The 17,887-nt window shown below is 37.4% G+C and carries 13 protein-coding genes; 9 read left to right on the top strand and 4 right to left on the bottom strand.

What is annotated here, in order from left to right; genetic code table 11:
* Positions 1-25: 25 nt before the first annotated feature.
* The 4 genes from A1704_RS11215 to mfd all read right to left on the bottom strand — a co-directional run bounded on the left by A1704_RS11215 (position 26) and on the right by mfd (position 6,160).
* Complete coding sequence (locus A1704_RS11215; protein WP_062673372.1) at positions 26-763, bottom strand: hypothetical protein; 738 nt, start codon at positions 761-763, stop codon at positions 26-28.
* Positions 764-771: 8 nt separating this feature from the next.
* A complete protein-coding gene (locus tag A1704_RS11210; RefSeq protein ID WP_062673370.1) occupies positions 772-1,599 on the bottom strand; it encodes a hypothetical protein in 828 nt (275 codons plus the stop codon).
* Positions 1,599-2,420 (bottom strand): hypothetical protein, encoded by an 822-nt coding sequence (locus tag A1704_RS11205; protein WP_062673368.1) that lies wholly within the window; start codon positions 2,418-2,420, stop codon positions 1,599-1,601. Before A1704_RS11205 ends, A1704_RS11210 begins: the two co-directional genes overlap by 1 nt.
* Before the next feature lie 371 nt (positions 2,421-2,791).
* Complete coding sequence (gene mfd, locus A1704_RS11200) at positions 2,792-6,160, bottom strand: transcription-repair coupling factor (protein WP_062673366.1); 3,369 nt, start codon at positions 6,158-6,160, stop codon at positions 2,792-2,794.
* A gap of 250 nt (positions 6,161-6,410) precedes the next feature.
* Between mfd and A1704_RS11195 the strand changes: the two genes are divergently transcribed.
* The 9 genes from A1704_RS11195 to dnaB all read left to right on the top strand — a co-directional run bounded on the left by A1704_RS11195 (position 6,411) and on the right by dnaB (position 17,818).
* Complete coding sequence (locus tag A1704_RS11195; protein WP_062673364.1) at positions 6,411-6,806, top strand: hypothetical protein; 396 nt, start codon at positions 6,411-6,413, stop codon at positions 6,804-6,806.
* Positions 6,807-6,987: 181 nt separating this feature from the next.
* On the top strand, positions 6,988-7,284 hold the full coding sequence (locus A1704_RS11190; RefSeq protein WP_034691510.1) for a hypothetical protein: 297 nt from the start codon (positions 6,988-6,990) through the stop codon (positions 7,282-7,284).
* Positions 7,285-7,418: 134 nt separating this feature from the next.
* Entirely contained in the window at positions 7,419-8,918 is a 1,500-nt protein-coding gene (locus A1704_RS11185; RefSeq protein WP_062673362.1) for a GH3 auxin-responsive promoter family protein, read from the top strand.
* Positions 8,919-8,987: 69 nt separating this feature from the next.
* Positions 8,988-9,350, top strand: coding sequence for a hypothetical protein (locus A1704_RS11180; protein ID WP_062673360.1), 363 nt, complete (start codon positions 8,988-8,990; stop codon positions 9,348-9,350).
* Positions 9,351-9,442: 92 nt separating this feature from the next.
* Complete coding sequence (locus A1704_RS11175; protein ID WP_062673358.1) at positions 9,443-10,678, top strand: MFS transporter; 1,236 nt, start codon at positions 9,443-9,445, stop codon at positions 10,676-10,678.
* A gap of 303 nt (positions 10,679-10,981) precedes the next feature.
* Positions 10,982-11,587 (top strand): tetratricopeptide repeat protein, encoded by a 606-nt coding sequence (locus A1704_RS11170; protein WP_131797502.1) that lies wholly within the window; start codon positions 10,982-10,984, stop codon positions 11,585-11,587.
* A 167-nt stretch (positions 11,588-11,754) separates the two neighbouring features.
* Positions 11,755-13,827 (top strand): T9SS type B sorting domain-containing protein, encoded by a 2,073-nt coding sequence (locus tag A1704_RS11165; protein WP_062673354.1) that lies wholly within the window; start codon positions 11,755-11,757, stop codon positions 13,825-13,827.
* Between the two features lie 99 nt (positions 13,828-13,926).
* Positions 13,927-16,074: a T9SS type B sorting domain-containing protein gene (locus A1704_RS11160; RefSeq protein WP_062673352.1), complete on the top strand. Its 2,148-nt coding sequence runs from the start codon at positions 13,927-13,929 to the stop codon at positions 16,072-16,074.
* Between the two features lie 154 nt (positions 16,075-16,228).
* Complete coding sequence (gene dnaB / locus A1704_RS11155; protein ID WP_062673350.1) at positions 16,229-17,818, top strand: replicative DNA helicase; 1,590 nt, start codon at positions 16,229-16,231, stop codon at positions 17,816-17,818.
* The last annotated feature ends 69 nt before the right edge of the window (positions 17,819-17,887 follow it).

Genomic DNA, 17,887 nt, shown 5'->3' with positions numbered 1-17,887 from the left:
TCCTATTATTGTATGATGATGAAAATTAATAAGGTTGCAATATAGATGTTGTCAAAACAGACTGTGACATATCGCTGTTGAGAAAGGCAGTATCAACAGCTCTTCCTATCCCAAGAGTTGTTCCGGAAATAGCTCTTTTTATACAGGCTACTTTAACAGAATACTGATTCTTAGGAGTAAGATTAGTAAGAGTAGCATTAAGATTAAAAATCTTATAAGCACCGCTGTCTCCCAATAACACATCTGTTCTCACTGCTCTAAGGGCGTTATCAACAAAAACTCCACAGGCAAAACTCGCAGAATTTGTTCCTGTTTTCTGAATCGTCGTCTGAAATGAGAAGGTAGCCTTATTCGTACCATTGGTTACGGAGAATGTATCCACAGTTCCAGGAATTACAGTCCAGCCTCCAGTCAGGGCTTCCCCGTCAGTATAAGGGTTGGTTGCCCCGCTACTTCCAGAAAAACTCACTCCAACTTTATCAGAAACTGTATTGATGGAAAACACAGACATACTACCCTGTCCATCTGCAATTTTAATGGCTTTCCAGTCGTTGGCACCTAAATCAGTATTATTGTGAAATATATCACCAGCCGCTCCGGCAGACCCTTTTAATACATCAGTTCCTCCTGTTCTTAATTCTTTTCTGATATTAAGATCTCCGTTTACATCCAGCATGTTAGTCGGATTAGGAGTATTAATACCCACTTGGGCATTTGTTGCAACAGCTAATAAAAATGATGTTACAAATAATATTTTTTTCATAATCCGTCTTAGTTTATAATGGTATTAAATACTTCCGGAACTTCATATACGTCAACTTTAAGAGAAGACTGTGATATAAAGCTATTGATATTGCTATACACATTAGTACCTATAGTAAGGGTATTTCCCGCACCCGAAGCACCATAAGAACCCAGTCTTGTACAGGCAACGTAAACCGAATGATTTCCCTGGGAAAGATTATCTACAATTCCGATCTGGGTATGAGTAAGGAAAGGATATGAAGTGGTAATAGCCTTTAGGTTTCTCTGTCTCAGGTTGACCAGTTTATCATCCACAAAGATACCGCATGCATAATCTATGGAATTGTCTGTACTTCCTGCTCCCCCAAAATCTGCCTGTACCACAGTTTCAAACTGAAAATAAGCCTTACTTTGTGTGCTGTAAACGGTGATGGTTTGTGAAAGTCCGTTTATTTTCTTAAAATTTGTAAGTGTACTATACTGCTTTCCCTTCGTAAAAGTACCTCCTCTTGAGTCCATGCTTACCGAAGAGTTTTCTGAAGAAGAGAAAGTAATCCCTACTTTATCTGAAAAGGAATTATTGTATATAAGGTAAAATTTATTGGGTTCGTATTCAGGAATACGGAGTGATTTCCAGATAGGAGCAAAGCCTTCTCCCTGCGAAACTAACAGCTGATCATTATTTCCTTGAAATAATGAATTATCAGTAGCATTCTGGACAGCAATTTTATTTCTGAAATTAACGTCTCCGTTTACATCAAGTGTTGCTTTTGGGGCTTCTGTTTTTATTCCTACCTGAGCCGTTGCCAAAAGACCTATGCTAAGAAGCAGCGTTGATAATAGTTTTTTCATCATTAGTTGTTTTTATAACTCACGTATTCGATAACATCCATTTTCATGGTTGATTCCAATGTAAAAGCACTGGAAGCACCATTGGAGGCTTCTACATTTCGTCCAATTGTAAATTGTGAAGTAGAACTTGATGTATCAATCTTTCTGCATGCAATTTCAATATTATGAACCCCTACAGGAACGTTCTGCTCCGTATAATTAAGAGTAAAGATATAATCCTGAAGACCCGCTTTTCCACTGTTGTTGTTAGAAGCAATTCTATCCGGACGTACCGCTACCAATGCACCGTTTCTGAAAACGCCACAAGCAAATCTTACATTCTGTATTGTTGTAGAAGAGGCTGCTTTCATTTCAATACCTGTCTGGAACTGATAGGTAAGTCTGTTCTTTCCATTTTTGATGGTAAAAGTATTGTCGAGTCCGCCTATTTTTTTCCAGTTGCCTTTCGTGATATCATTAATGTTATCTCCAACATTGTTGGTGTAGACACCATCACCAGCGATACCATCCGTAAGTGAATTAATACCCGTTTGATCCGATGACAGATAAGAATTAATCAGCTTATACTGTCCCTCTTCCATAAAGGAAACATTCAAAGATTTCCACACAGGAGGCAAACCCTCACCCTGAGAAACCAAAACCTGGCCATTCAACCCGGCATCTCCAGCCTGAGTTGAACTACCGCCTACTCTAAGTTCTTTTCTTAAGGTGGTTTTTCCGTTCACATCAAGAACAGATTTGGGTTTTGCAGTACCTATTCCCACCTGTGCGTTAGCGTAGAACGAAAAAAGTCCAGCCACGCAGCAATGTATAATTGTTTTCATAATTAAGGACTGCAAAGTTAAGCAACGAAGTCCAAAAAATTCCAGTTATACATCTATAAACCTATAGAAATAAACACATTAGAACATAGAATTAATAATACTAAAAAGTAGAATTATTACTACATAACTCTACTTTCCATGTATAAAAACAGCAAGACAACATCTCAAACCCTTACTGTACGGGGATTTACAGGATTTTTTTTATCATTGGAAAGTGATTTCACCCCCTCAAAAACAGCCTTAATTCTCTTCAATAGGAATATTACAAAAGAAAAACATGATAACAATCACAAAAAAAACGTGTAAAAATTAATCTTTTTACACGTTTCTAATAATATTATGATGCTATTTCCAGTAAAGGAAAAATAAATTTAGTCATGTTCGATAATTGCTTTCAACAATAGATTGACTTCATCTACATTTTTTACTCTTTCTTTTCTCATCATCAACTGATTACCTTCTTTTCCTGACTTCTCCTTAAGCTGGGCTTCAGTCGGATTTCGGGTCAAATAATTAATAATATGTCGGAATCTGTCTGTCTGGTAAAACTTATCCTGAGGATTCCCTGGGAAGTACCCTAAAAACACTCCGTTTTTCATAACAATCTTTTCAAAACCTATATCAGAAGCAAGCCACTTCAAAGAAACACTCTTCAAAAGATTGACAGCTTCTTTCGGCAATGCTCCGAAACGGTCAATCAGCTCCAGCTCAAACTGATGAAGATCTGCTTCATTAGTGATTTCAGCAATTTTCTGGTAGAGCAACAACCTTTCTTCTGTGTTCGAAATATACGAATCCGGCAACATCAGCTCTAAATCCGTATCAATATTAACATCCTTTACAGATTTGAAAAGTTTTTGTCTGTCTTCTTCATTTTCAAAAAGGCTTTCAAAATCAGCATCATCTTTTAGTTCTTCCAAAGCTTCCTGCATTAGTTTCTGATACGTTTCAAAACCCATTTCATTGATAAACCCACTTTGTTCAGCACCCAAAAGATCTCCGGCACCACGGATCTCCAGATCTTTCATCGCAATCTGGAAACCGCTTCCCAGATCTGAAAACTGTTCAATAGCTTCCAGACGTTTTCTGGCATCGGAGGTCATCATGTCATAAGGAGGAGTGATCAGATAACAGAATGCTTTTCTGTTGCTTCTCCCTACCCTTCCTCTCATCTGGTGCAGATCCGCCATCCCAAACCGATGTGCATCATTGATAAAAATAGTATTGGCATTCGGAACATCTACCCCACTTTCTACAATGGTAGTAGACACAAGAACGTCGTATTTCCCTTCCATAAAATCCAGTACATTCTTTTCAAGCTGTTTTCCTTCCATTTGCCCATGTCCTGTAATTACTCTCGCATCCGGAACCAGCCTCTGAATAAGCCCTGCAATATCCTTCAGGTTTTCAATTCTGTTATTGATAAAATATACCTGACCGTCTCTTTGAAGCTCATAAGAAACCGCATCACGAAGCGTTTCCTCATTGAATCCGATTAACTGCGTATCTACAGGCTGTCTGTTCGGCGGTGGCGTTTTGATAACGGATAAATCCCTTGCAGCCATTAACGAGAATTGTAACGTCCTCGGAATAGGAGTCGCCGTAAGCGTCAGGGTATCCACATTATTCTTCAAGGTTTTCAATTTATCCTTTACTGAAACCCCGAACTTATGTTCTTCATCAATAATCAATAAACCAAGATCTTTAAACTTCACCGAACTGCTTACCAATTGATGCGTTCCAATGATAATATCTACTTTTCCGTTCTTTAAAGCCTCTAAAGTTTCTGATTTCTGCTTAGCTGTTCTGAATCTGTTGACATAAGCAACATTTACCGGAAAATCTTTTAGCCTTTCTTTAAAACTTCTGTAATGCTGAAAAGCAAGAATGGTTGTAGGCACTAATACTGCAACCTGCTTTCCATCTGTAGCGGCTTTAAATGCAGCCCTGATTGCAACTTCCGTTTTACCGAAACCTACGTCACCACATACAAGCCTGTCCATTACCGTATCCGCTTCCATATCTCTCTTTACATCTACAGTAGCTTTTTCCTGATCCGGAGTATCTTCATAAATAAAGCTGGCCTCCAACTCATTCTGCAGGTAGGAATCTGGAGTATAAGCAAAACCTTTCGCCGTTTTCCTCTGGGCATATAATTGAATAAGGTCAAAAGCAATCTGTTTAACCTTCGCTTTGGTTTTCTGTTTTAAAGATTTCCATGTTGGAGATCCAAGTTTACTCAAAACGATCTCTCTTCCATCCGGACCGTTGTATTTCGAAATCTTATGCAAAGAGTGAATGCTTACATATAATAAGTCTCCGTTTTTATAGGTCAGTTTGAAACATTCCTGAATCTTTCCGTCATTATTCACTTTCACCAATCCCATAAATTTCCCGATTCCATGGTCAATGTGAGCGATATAGTCCCCTATTTTCAGAGACATCAGGTCTTTCAGGGTAAGCTGCTCAGATTTTGCAAAAGTATTTTTCGCTTTATATCTCTGATAACGGTCAAAGATCTGATGATCTGTATAGACCAGCAGTTTGTGTCCATTATCTGCAAATCCTTCATGAAGTTCAGACTTAAAACTTTTAAATGGAAGCTCATGTTCAAGCTCTTCAAAGATAGACTCCAGCCTTTCTTTCTGTTTTTCTGTTGAAAAAGAAATCCAGGTATCAAATCCTCCATTCTGCTTTTCTTCAATATCTTCAATCAGTAGTTCAAAGTTTTTATGAAAAGAAGGCTGTGGAAGCTGTTCCATTTTAACTTCGGTTACTTCTTTCAATCCTTCAATAATTATTCCTCCAAAATCAACTGTTTTAAATTTTTTATAATCAAACAGAAACTCCTGATCAGAAATAAAAAGTTCCTGCGGAGTCCTGTGGGCAATATCTTTACTTAATGTATCATATTTTTCCAAAGACTTTTCGTAGAATGTTCTGATCTTCTGCATTCCCACCATTCCGTTTTTGGAAACTACAAAACTTTCTTTAGGCAATAATTGCAACAGAGATACCCTTGTTCCCGTTACAGAAAAATTCATATTGGAAACCAGCTGGAAATCTTTTACTTTATCTACCGAAAGCTGTGTTTCGATATCAAAAGTTTTAATACTTTCCACTTCATTACCGAAGAAGGTAATTCTATATGGTTTTTCGTGTGAATAGGAAAACACGTCTACAATTCCTCCTCTCACAGAAAACTCTCCCGGTTCGGAAACGAAATCAGCCTGCTGGAAATGATAATGATTAAGCAGTTCATCCACAAAATCAAAATCCAGCTGATCTCCCACTTTAATATGATGGGAAATTGCTTTAAAATCTTCTTTTTTCAAAACCTTTTCAGATAAAGCACCGGCATAAGCCACAATCACTTTTGGAGATCTTCCGGAATTAATTTTATTAAGAACCTCAGTCCTTAACACCAGGTTGGCATTTTGAGTCTTTTCCACCTGATAAGGTTCAAGATGGGTAGCCGGAAAATACAGCACTTTATCCTTACCCAGAAGATCTTCCATCTCTGTATTGGCGTACAATGCATCTTCCTTATCATCTACCAGATAAAGGATATTCTTCTTCTGAACCAAAAAAAGCTCAGCCACAAAAATAGAAACTGAAGATCCTGCACTTCCTTTTACAGCTATATGCTGGCTGTTTTCTAACTGGGTAAAAATTTCTTTCCCAAACTCTTTCTGCATAAGGTCTGGAAGGAACTTTTCATTGATGGATTTTAACTGCATAAATACTAATGGTATAAACGACAAAAGCGATTTCGGGAGTTTTCCGAAACCGTTGATGATGTACAAAGGTACGGATATTTTTTCTCTTCCTTAGAAAAAGAGAAAGACTGAAGGTTTGAAATGAAGGACTTAGCCTCATAAATCTTAATTTTTTACAATTTTATCTAATAACCTGTTAAAAAAATTCAACTACTCACCCATGGCATAGTGTTTGGGATTTCCAGACTAACCAAACATTAAGAATAATATTATGAAAAAAGCAATTAAAATCTTAGGAGTTATGATGCTGTTGGTATTCACAGCATTATCTTTTTCGTCATGTAGCAAAGATGACGACCCTGTAAACAATGAATTTTTTGCAGGAACCTACAAAGGAAAGGTTTCTTATAATGATGGTGGTTCTACCAACATCAGCACAGATGACGGAAGTGTATTTGTAACAAAGATTGCCAGCGGCACCAAATACAATTTCGCGTTCTCCAACAGTATTCCGGATCTCAACGGAATAGAGTTTAATCAGGAAGGAGATCATACTCTGGTGATGATTGGTTCTACAGCAACCTCTTATATCAGAATTGATAATAATGTTTTAAAAATTCTGTATGTCAAGGATGGCAAAACGTGGACAGCAAATTGTACGCGCTAGCCATGTCTATTTATATATTATTCAAGCCTGTCTTTATCTTTGAAGACAGGCTTTTTCATTGTAAATGAAGTGTTTTAATTTTTTTTTAAGCTGTAATAAACTTTAGTTAAGTTTAAAAATCTCAATTTTCTAGCCTGCTTTTTGTATATCTTTATTCAACAAAAAACAAACAATAATTCTTATGAAAAAATTCTTATCTGCAATGTCTTTGATCCTTGGATTAGGACTTGCCACTGCTCAGCAGACTGCTCCCGCTACAGGTGCTACGGCGCACCCGCCTGTAAAAGCAACTACAGCAAAAGCTGTTAAACCAGCTGAAGTAAAAGCTGCAAAACCGGCAATGGATGCAAAAGCAGCGAAGCCTGCACAACCGGCTGCCAAAATGAAAAAAGACGGCACTCCGGATAAGAGATATAAAGAAAACAAACACCTGAAAAAAGACGGTACTCCCGACAAAAGGTATAAGGCAAACAAATAAGCATAACATTAACATATAGTTGTTATTTTCATAATCAAATTTCGAAAAGCCGGTGGAACAAGTTCCATCGGTTTTTTTTTATGAAGCTTCGTAAAAATGATTCCAGATTCTTTACTTATTTATAAATTTGACCCATGTTAAACTTCTTCAAGAAAAATGCAGCGCTGATCTGGGCAAAAAAACATGTTCAAAAAGCGGAGGATTTCAAAAAAAATGCTGAGAAAAACCAGGAGGACTTGTTGCTTTCTCTAGTGAAAACAGCTCAAAAAACACTTTTTGGGAGGGAACATGATTTTGAAAACATTCATTCTGTAAAGGAATTTCAGGACAGAGTTCCTGTGGCCGATTATGAAGATCTGAAACCTTATATTGAAAGGGTAAAAAAAGGACAGTCCAATATTCTATGGACGGAAACGCCAGAGTATTTTGCAAAAACTTCAGGAACCACTTCCGGTTCTAAGTATATTCCGATCTCTAAAGAAGGAATGCCATTTCAGATTGCCGGAGCTCAAAGTGCTTTATTTCATTATATCAGTAAAAAGAATAACGCTGATTTTGTGAATGGAAAAATGATTTTCCTTCAGGGCAGCCCGGAACTGGAAGAAGTATTTGGGATAAAAACAGGAAGGCTTTCCGGTATTGTAGCCCATCATATTCCTAATTATCTTCAGAAAAACCGTCTGCCGAGCTGGGAAACCAATATTATGGAAGACTGGGAAACCAAAGTAGATAAAATTATTGAGGAAACAGAACATGAAAATATGACGCTGATCTCAGGCATTCCACCATGGCTGATCATGTATTTTGAGAAGCTGACAGAAAAACATGGTAAAAAGATCAAACAGCTGTTCCCCAATCTTCAGCTTATTGTAACAGGAGGTGTCAACTATGAACCTTATCGTGATAAAATGGAAGAGTTATTGGGAGGCAAAGTAGACATTGTTCAGACTTTCCCTGCTTCTGAAGGTTTTTTTGCTTTTCAGGATGATTACACCAAAGAAGGACTACTGCTATTGACCAATCATGGAATTTTCTACGAATTCATTCCTTTGGAAGAATATGGCAAGCCTGGAGCAAGAAGATTAACTTTAAAAGAAATCGAACTTCATAAAGATTATGCATTGATTCTTACGACCAATTCCGGGCTATGGGCTTATTCTATTGGGGACGTTGTAAGATTCATCAGCAAAGACCCATACAGGGTTTTGGTAAGCGGGAGAACCAAACATTTCACCTCTGCATTTGGAGAACATGTGATAGCATTCGAGGTAGAAGAAGCTATGAAAGCGACTCTTGAAAAGCATCCTGCACAGATTATAGAATTCCATCTGGCTCCACAGGTAAATCCGGCTGAAGGACTCCCTTATCACGAATGGCTGATTGAATTTGAAAAAGAACCTGAGCATTTAGAAGCATTCAGAGATGAATTGGATCAACAGCTTCGGGCAAGAAACACTTACTATGATGATTTGATTTCGGGAAATATTTTACAGAAATTACAAATCACCAGGCTTGCAAAAAATGCCTTTCATGAATATGCGAAATCCCAGGGAAAACTAGGAGGTCAAAACAAGACTCCAAGATTGGCTAATGACAGAAAGATTGCAAATCTCTTAGAAATTTACAAACTTTAATCATATTTTTTCAATTCCAAAAACGTATATTCGAAAAAAATTATAAATTTGAAAAACTAAAAGAAAATAATGAAAGCATCTGTACTGTTGAAATCGTCTTTACTAACATCTTTATTTGTTATTACATCTTGTGCTACTACAAAATACAGCGAAGATATTTCAAAAAACAACTACTCTAATCTTGAAGCCGGAAAAATATATAAAGTAACTATGAGAGACGGCTCTCCGAAGCAGACCATCTTATTCAGAAATGTTGTTGGGGAAAATATTGTAGGGACTGCCGGTAAAAAAGATAGTACAGAAGTGATTATTCCTAAATCCAATATAGCGGCTGTGAAAGACAGAAGAAAAGCAAGAATTGCCGCAGGAGCTACGATTATTGGAGCAGCAGGTGTTGCAGCGATCGTATTGAGTTCTTCCAGAGCGGACTAAAATAGATTTTATCTTTTGAGATATATTTAATATATCTTTTAAAAATTGTCATATGGATAGCCCTAAATAAATTTTTAGGGCTATTTTTGTTCATGATTTCCTTTACCCCGTTACAAACATTACAAAATGTTGAGTTCAGAAATCTTCTCACCGGGAGATTTTTTATTGTTTTAGCTTTCAGAATGCTTGCCACTTTACTTGGATGGTGGGTATATCAATTAACAAAAGATCCATTTTCAATAGGCCTTATCGGACTTTCAGAGGTGATTCCTGCGGTAAGCTGCGCGCTGTATGCGGGACATGTTATTGATATGAATGAAAAAAAGAGACTGCTACTCATTTGTAATTATGCATATATTTTTCTGATTGGCCTTTTGTTGATTCCCGCATTTCTTGATGTGGAAATGCACTTTACGGGTCATCAGATTACCTATTATATTTATGGTGTTATCTTTTTCACAGGGATAGCAAGAGCCTTTATCGGTCCTATTGTTCCTTCCATGATTCCTAAAATTGTAAAGAAGGAAAATCTTCCGAATGCCGTAACGCTGAACCAGGCTACTTTCCTGATATCTTCTGTTTGCGGACATGCTATCGGAGGTGTTCTGATTGGATTTATCGGCGTAAAATGGACTCTCGTTGCTATTTTAACACTCATATTTGTTGCTTCATTATTTTTCTGGCAACTGCACAAACAGCATTCAGAATACAAAAAAGAAACAGTAAATGTAGTAGAAAGCATGCGTGAAGGAATTTCTTATATTTTTAAGACCAAGGAGATTCTGGGAGCTCTATGTCTTGATATGTTTGCAGTACTTTTTGGCGGAGCCGTAGCTATGATCCCTGTATTTGCAACAGACATCCTGAATTCAGGAGCTGAAGGTTTCGGTTTACTGAATGCAGCTTCAGACATTGGTTCAATGTGTATTATTACTATTTTATCTATTGTTCCCCTTCGCAAAAATCAGGGGAAAATACTTCTTGCTGTGGTTACAGGATTCGGGCTATGCATTATTGGATTCGGACTCTCAAAATTATACTGGCTGTCTTTTATGTTCCTGGTGATGAGCGGGATGCTGGATGGAATTTCCGTGGTTATCCGAGGCACCATTGTACAGTTAAAAACACCGGATCATATAAGAGGTCGTGTTCTGAGTGTGAATTCAATTTTCATCATGTCAAGCAATGAAATGGGACAGTTCGAAAGTGGACTTATGGCCAAACTCCTGGGCGTTGTGCGCTCTGTGGTATTCGGAGGCTGTATGACCGTTTTAGTGGCCCTTGTTGTTGGAAGCACCAATCCTAAATTGAGAAAGATGCAATATTAACTTATTGTTTATCAAATAATTTAAAATCTGATACAAAAAAAATAAGAATTCGAAATACTTAAAATCAGAATAGAACGTTTTCTATTCTGATTTTTGTTTTATAGCTGTTTTTTTAAAATTTATAAAATAATTAAACCAGAAATATTCATCAAAACTATATATATCTTTACGATCTTCATATAATTTAATCAACAGAATAAAATACCACATTTAAAACCAATATGTTACTTTCATTAAATATATCTCAAAATCTTTAATTTAACGTTAATAATTTTTTATATTTGCTTCATAAAATATCCCCCTATGACTAAACTTTTACTAATTTTGAGCTTTCTCATGACAGGTTCTCTGATGAATGCTCAATTCTTTTCAGACCAAACCTTACAACAATCTGTTTTACAATTCAATAATGCTAAAACAGAAAATGACTATGATATGCTTTTTTCTAAGTTTTCACAAGCTAAAACTTCAGAAAAATGGCAGGCTAATTACTATGCAGCAGCAGCATTGTATCTTAAAACCAATTTCCTTTTAAAGAATAGTCCGAACAGCCCTCTTGGAGAACCTAATGAATCTGCCAGAAAACTTGCAATGCAGGCTCTTGCTTCGGAAAAAAATAATGGAGAGGTCAATCTTCTTCTTGCTCTTATTCATTTTCAGAAAATAAGAATAAAAACAGCTGCAGATCCTCAAAAGGAACTAAAAACGGCTGCAGGCTTTATGGCTAAAGCGGAAACAACTTTAAAGAACAATCCAAGACTTTCTTTTTTAAAAGCGGAAATAGCTGAAAAGCAAGGGAACAAGACAGAAGCTATAAAGTTCTATCAAAAAGCAGCCAAAGAATTTGAAATGTCAGACGCCTCATCAAGTTCACCTACTTGGGGAAAACAGCTGATCGGAACAAATTAACAGTAAAAAAATGTATGATCTCCCGAGTAAATTGGGACGATCAGTTTTTTTTAATACGAAAACCTGAAAATTCATTGAATATTTTGATAAACAGTATTTTGTATCAGATAAAACAGCATTTTTTAATAATTAAACACATTTAATATTTGTTTTAAAAATTAATTCTCATGAAAAAAACATTACTTGTTTTATTACTCATATTTTCACATATTTTATTTGCACAATCAGATTGTGGCACTGCAATGGCAGTCTGCGGTAACTCTGACATTTCATATACACCAGGCGGGCATGGAGACATTGCAGAAAACCTGGGTGGATGTTTAACTTCTAACGAGAAGTACTCCGTATGGTATTCTTTTACCATCGCTACAGGAGGAACCCTTACTTTCGAAATCATCCCTAACGACCAGGGAGATGATTATGACTTTGGAGTATATGGACCCAACAAATCTTGCGGAAACCTAGGAACTCCTATACGTTGTTCTTATTCCGGACTAAGTGGAAATACAGGTCTTAATATGACCGCTACTGACCTTAGTGAGGATGCAACAGGAGATAAATGGGTAAAATACATGGATGTACTGCCTGGTCAGACTTACTATATCATTGTAAATAACCACAGAGAAACAGCTAACGGATTCAAATTATCATGGGGTGGAACAGCTACTTTGTCTTCTCCGTTCACTGATCCGAATATACAGCCTCATCCATTTATCCCACCGGGAATTCCAGGAGCTAATCCTGCTGACCCAAGAGAAGTAGTGATCTGTTCAAATCCGGCGACTTTTGATTTCGCATCATTATCCGCAGGAATTCTTAATGGTAACCCTAACTTCAACATTAGCTACCACACAAGTCAGAATGATGCTTTAACAGGTAACAACCCTCTTGTTGGACCTCAAACAGTTACTCCTGTTGGAGTTTATTTCTACAGTATCAACTATACTGACCCGACTAACCCCAACAGCCCTATTAATAAATGTAGACAGACTGGTAAATTTAAATTTAAAGATGGTACAATCACCGCTACCGATGTAACGCTGACAAGCTGTAACAACAACAATGCAGGTACGGCAACGTATGATCTTACCACTGCTGCAGTTTTTGCTGATCCAACGGCAACTAAAAAATACTATTACACATTATATGATCTGAATAACTCAATCAATGAGATCACCAACATCTATCAGTTTGTTTCTGCTGAAGGTAAAATATATGTAAAAGTAACTTCTGCATTTGGATGTAGTGATATTGCAGAAATTACCCTTAAATTCTATCCGCAAATCATTGCAAAAGATGCTGAATTGAGATCATGCTTTATTGAAGCCAATCCTTCAACAGCTTTATTCAACTTGGATAATGCTGCTGTAATTACACCACAGGCAGGGATCACTAAAAAATACTTCCCTTCACTAACAGACGCAATAGATGAAACCAACCAAATTTTAAATGCTAATTATATTGCACCAAGCGGCTTAGTATATGTAAGAGTATCCGACACCAGAGGATGTTATGTAGTGGTAAAAATTGGTTTAACTGTAATTGCTCCAGTAACATCCAGTGTTCTGAAAGACAAAATTATCTGCATGGAAGACACGACCACTTTAGATGCCGGACCTGGGTTCAAAAGCTATGAATGGAGCACAGGAGCAACAACACAGTCTATTAAAGATGTGGGAGTAGGTGTTTACTGGGTAAAATTAAAAACAGGTGAATGTGTTGCCACTCAAAAGGTAACCGTTTATCCTTCTGAGCAACCAGTTGTAACAAATATCGACATTAACAATACTACATTGACAATCAATGTTATTGGAGGAACACCGGATTATCAGTATTCTATGGATAAGATTTTATGGCAGCCTTCTAATGTATTCTCCAATGTAGCAAGAGGAACTTACAAAGTCTATGTAAAAGATGCTTATGACTGCGAGCCAATTGAAGTTGCAGTAGTGGTTCCTAACCTTATCAATATGATTACTCCAAACGGAGATGGTGTGAATGACGTAGTGGATTATTCTGCTATGGCTGATAAACAGAATCTTATTTTGAGTATCTTTGACAGATATGGAACAAAAATCCACCAGGGAGACAAATCCAATGGTTATAAATGGGATGGTAAAATTGGTGGCAAGAACATACCAACAGGTACCTACTGGTATTCTGTAACATGGAACGAGAATGACAAAAAGAATACTCCTTTCAAGTTTTCAGGTTGGATTGTTGTAAAAAACAGAGAATAAAACACCACAATATAAAAAGCCGCTTTGGCGGCTTTTTCTTTTACAAATAATGATAAAAATTTATTGATTTCAAGTTTGTTTAACAAAAAAGTTTTAACAATGAAAAAAATATTACTTCTTTTTATTTTATTGATAGCGCAAATGGCCTATTCACAGTCAGATTGTGTCACAGCAATTCCCATCTGTGGTAATTCTGACATTTCATACACCCCTTCGGGCCCGGGGAATATAATAGAAATTCTTAACCAAAACGGTGGATGCCTCAGTACCAATGAAAGATATACAGTTTGGTACACTTTTACAGTATCCACACCAGGAACACTGGCATTTACAATAAAACCTAACGATCAGGATGATGATTATGATTTTGCAGTTTACGGACCAACAGCTAACGGCTGTGCTTCGTTACAGAATGCGGATCACGTTTTCATACAACCCATAAGATGTAACTATAGCGGCACTTCAGGAGATACAGGTCTCGATCTGACTCTTGCTCCACCAGCCGTATTCCCTACCAATCCACCAGGTGTTACATCCAGTATGAACAATGGTAAATGGAGTCCCTATATGGATGTATTGGTTGGCCAGACTTATTATCTGGTTATTGACAACTTCAGTAGATCCGTTAATGGTTTTTCTTTAGAATGGACAGGAACGGCAAGCTTAAGTTCTGCATTTAACGATCCTGTTCTTTCGCCTAACCCATTTATCGCGCCTGGAATACCGGGAGCAGCTCCTAATGATCCTAATCAGGTAATGGTTTGTGCGCTGCCTACCCAGTTTGATTTTACAACATTATCTGCAGCAATTATTAATGGTAACAGCCCCAACTTCAAGGTTACTTATCACAAAACAACCAACGATGCCCTTACAGGACAAAATCCACTTACGGTAGCCACTGTAGACGGAGTTACAACATATTATTACAGAATTGTGTATCAGGATCCCACCAATCCGAGCAACCCTATCAACGGATGTTTCATAACCGGAAAGTTCAAGTTTGTGAATGTGGGTATTTCTGCCAATTCGGCTACTTTATACTCCTGTAACAACAACGGAGCAGGTACTGCAAAATATAACTTAACAACAGCCAATGTATTTGGAGGAGCCGGAGCAACCATTAAGTATTATGCTACGGTTGCGGATATGAATGCTGAAATTAATGAAATTACAGATCCTACCAACTACGTTTCTGCTGAATCAACCGTATATGTAAAAGTAATTTCTTCTTTCGGATGTATCGCAACTACTACTATCAGATTATTATTCTACCCATCAGTTGTACTGAAAGATGCTGTACTTCAAAACTGTTATATTGATAATGACGTTACCCGTTCAACATTTGATCTTTCCAAGGCTGACATCGGAGTAGCTGTTCCAACACCTACCGGAACTACCATTAAATATTATACAACTGTAGCTGATGCTAAAGCACAGACAAACCCTATTATAGCAGCATTAAACTATCTTTCAGAAAGCAAAACAGTATATGCAAGAGTAAATAATGACAAACAGTGTTATTCAATTGCTAAAATAGAACTGATTGTATTGCCTCCGGTAAAATCAGCGGTATTAAAAGATAAGACAATTTGTGCTGAAGCCAAAACCTCTTTAGACGCTGGACCTGGATTTGTAAGCTACGAATGGAGCACGGGTGAAACTACACAATCTATCAACAACGTAGGAGTTGGGGTTTATTGGGTAAAACTTCAGACCGGAAAATGCTTCACACTTCAGGAAGTACGTGTACATCCAAGCCTTCAGCCAGTGGTTTCAGGAATCGAGATTACCAACAACAACATCACAGTAACAGCTTCAGGGGGAGTTCCTCCTTACAAATATTCTATTGATGGTGTTAACTGGCAGGACTCCAATGTATTCACAGGACTTCCTAGAGGAGAAAATACGATATATGTAAAAGATACTTATAACTGTACGCCTATTCAGGTAACCGTGACTGTCCCTAATCTTATCAACGCGATTACTCCGAACGGAGATAATGTAAATGATGTTATTGATTACTCAGCATTAGCTTACAAGAAAAACCTTATCTTCATTGTATATGACAGATATGGAAACAAACTTCATGAAGCTAACAAAATGAATAACTTCACTTGGGACGGAACAGCATTTGGTAAGAAAATCCTAACCGGAACTTACTGGTACACGATCTCGTGGAACGAAAACAATAAAGACAATACCGAAACCAAATATTCAGGATGGGTATTGGTAAAAAATAAAGAATAAGTTTTACTTCATCTTTTTGAAAAATCACCTCAGACTGAGGTGATTTTTTTTATCAACAAGTCCAACCTCCTGTTTACAGCATTTTACGAAAGACTGCTAATAATTTGTTGAATACTATTTTTCTATTATTTTTTAAATAAACTATCTTTGCATCATGGCGCAGAAAGAAACATTATCATCCCTGACACACGGAAACTTTGCAAAAGAATTGTCTATTGCGGATGGAAAAATGCCTCCCAATGCAGTGGACTTTGAAAGACTGGTTATCGGAACTTTTTTGATTGACAAAAAAGGTCTTGACCATTCCATTGACCTTCTTACTCCGGAGGTGTTTTATGATCCCAGACATCAGGTCATCTTTTCTACTATCTTAAAATTGTATGAAGGCAACCACCCGGTAGACTTAATGACGATTATTCAGGATTTAAAAAAAGAAGACAAACTGAGTCAGGCAGGTGGTGATCACTACATCATTGATCTTACAATGGGAGTAAGTTCATCTGCCCATATCGAATATCACGTACGTGTTATTCTTGAAAAGTATATTTTAAGAAGTCTTATTAATGTTTCTGCTAATGTTATTGATTCTTCTTACAAGGAATCGACAGATGTTTTTGAACTTCTGGACAAGGCAGAGCAGTCTTTCTTCGAGATTACCAACGGAACGATTAAGAAAGGATTCGATACTGCCAACTCATTGGTAAAACAAGCCATTGATACCATTAAATCTTTAAAAGATAAACAAGGACTTTCCGGAGTTCCTTCAGGATTCAGAGATGTGGATAAGGAAACCGGTGGTTGGCAGAATTCTGACCTTATCATTATTGCAGCCCGTCCCGCGATGGGTAAAACAGCATTCCTGCTTTCCATGGCAAGAAATATTGCAGTAGGGCACAAAATTCCTATGGCTCTGTTCTCTCTCGAGATGGCCTCGGTACAGCTTATTACCAGAATGATTGCTTCCGAAACAAGAATCTCATCAGAAAAATTAAGAAAAGGAACCCTGGATGATGAAGAATGGCAAAGACTATTCTCCAATGTATCTGAATTGGAGAACGCTCCTTTATATATTGATGAAACACCTTCCCTTTCCATATTCGACTTCCGTGCAAAATGCCGAAGACTGGTAATGCAGCATGGAGTAAGACTTATCATGGTCGACTACCTTCAGCTGATGACCGCAGGTAGTAGCAGCGGAAAAGGAGTTGGAAACCGTGAACAGGAGATTTCCATGATTTCACGTTCATTAAAAGCAATTGCAAAAGAACTTAACGTACCGGTCATTGCCCTGTCACAGCTTTCAAGAAGTGTGGAAGCCCGACCTGGAAAAAGACCTCAGCTTTCAGACCTGAGGGAATCCGGAGCAATTGAGCAGGATGCGGATATCGTATCTTTCATCTTCAGACCGGAGTATTATAAAATTACGGTTTGGGATAATGACGAAGAAGGACAGGAAACTTCTACAGAAAACCAGGCCGAACTGATCATTGCAAAACACAGAAATGGTGCTACAGCAGATGTAAGATTATCATTCCTGAAACATTTTGCAAAATTCGGTGATATTGAAGCAGCGTTTGACAGTGGTGCCGGAGGAGGATATCCTTCCAACTTCGGAGAGCCAAGCGGATTTGACAAGATCAAAACAACGATTCAGCCAGGAGCAGCATTTGATCTTCCGGATAGTTCAAAACTTTCAGGGTCTTCAATGAATGACTTTGATGACGATGATGACTTCCCTTTTTAAGCAAAGATTAAAATTCAGATCAATTCAGTTTAATTTTACAGTCAATACATCAATTATTAAAAAGCAGAT

Source organism: Chryseobacterium cucumeris, from assembly GCF_001593385.1.
Lineage (GTDB): Bacteria > Bacteroidota > Bacteroidia > Flavobacteriales > Weeksellaceae > Chryseobacterium > Chryseobacterium cucumeris.
The sequence above is the reverse complement of the archived record's forward strand: the minus strand, read 5'-3'. Positions and strand labels throughout refer to the sequence as shown.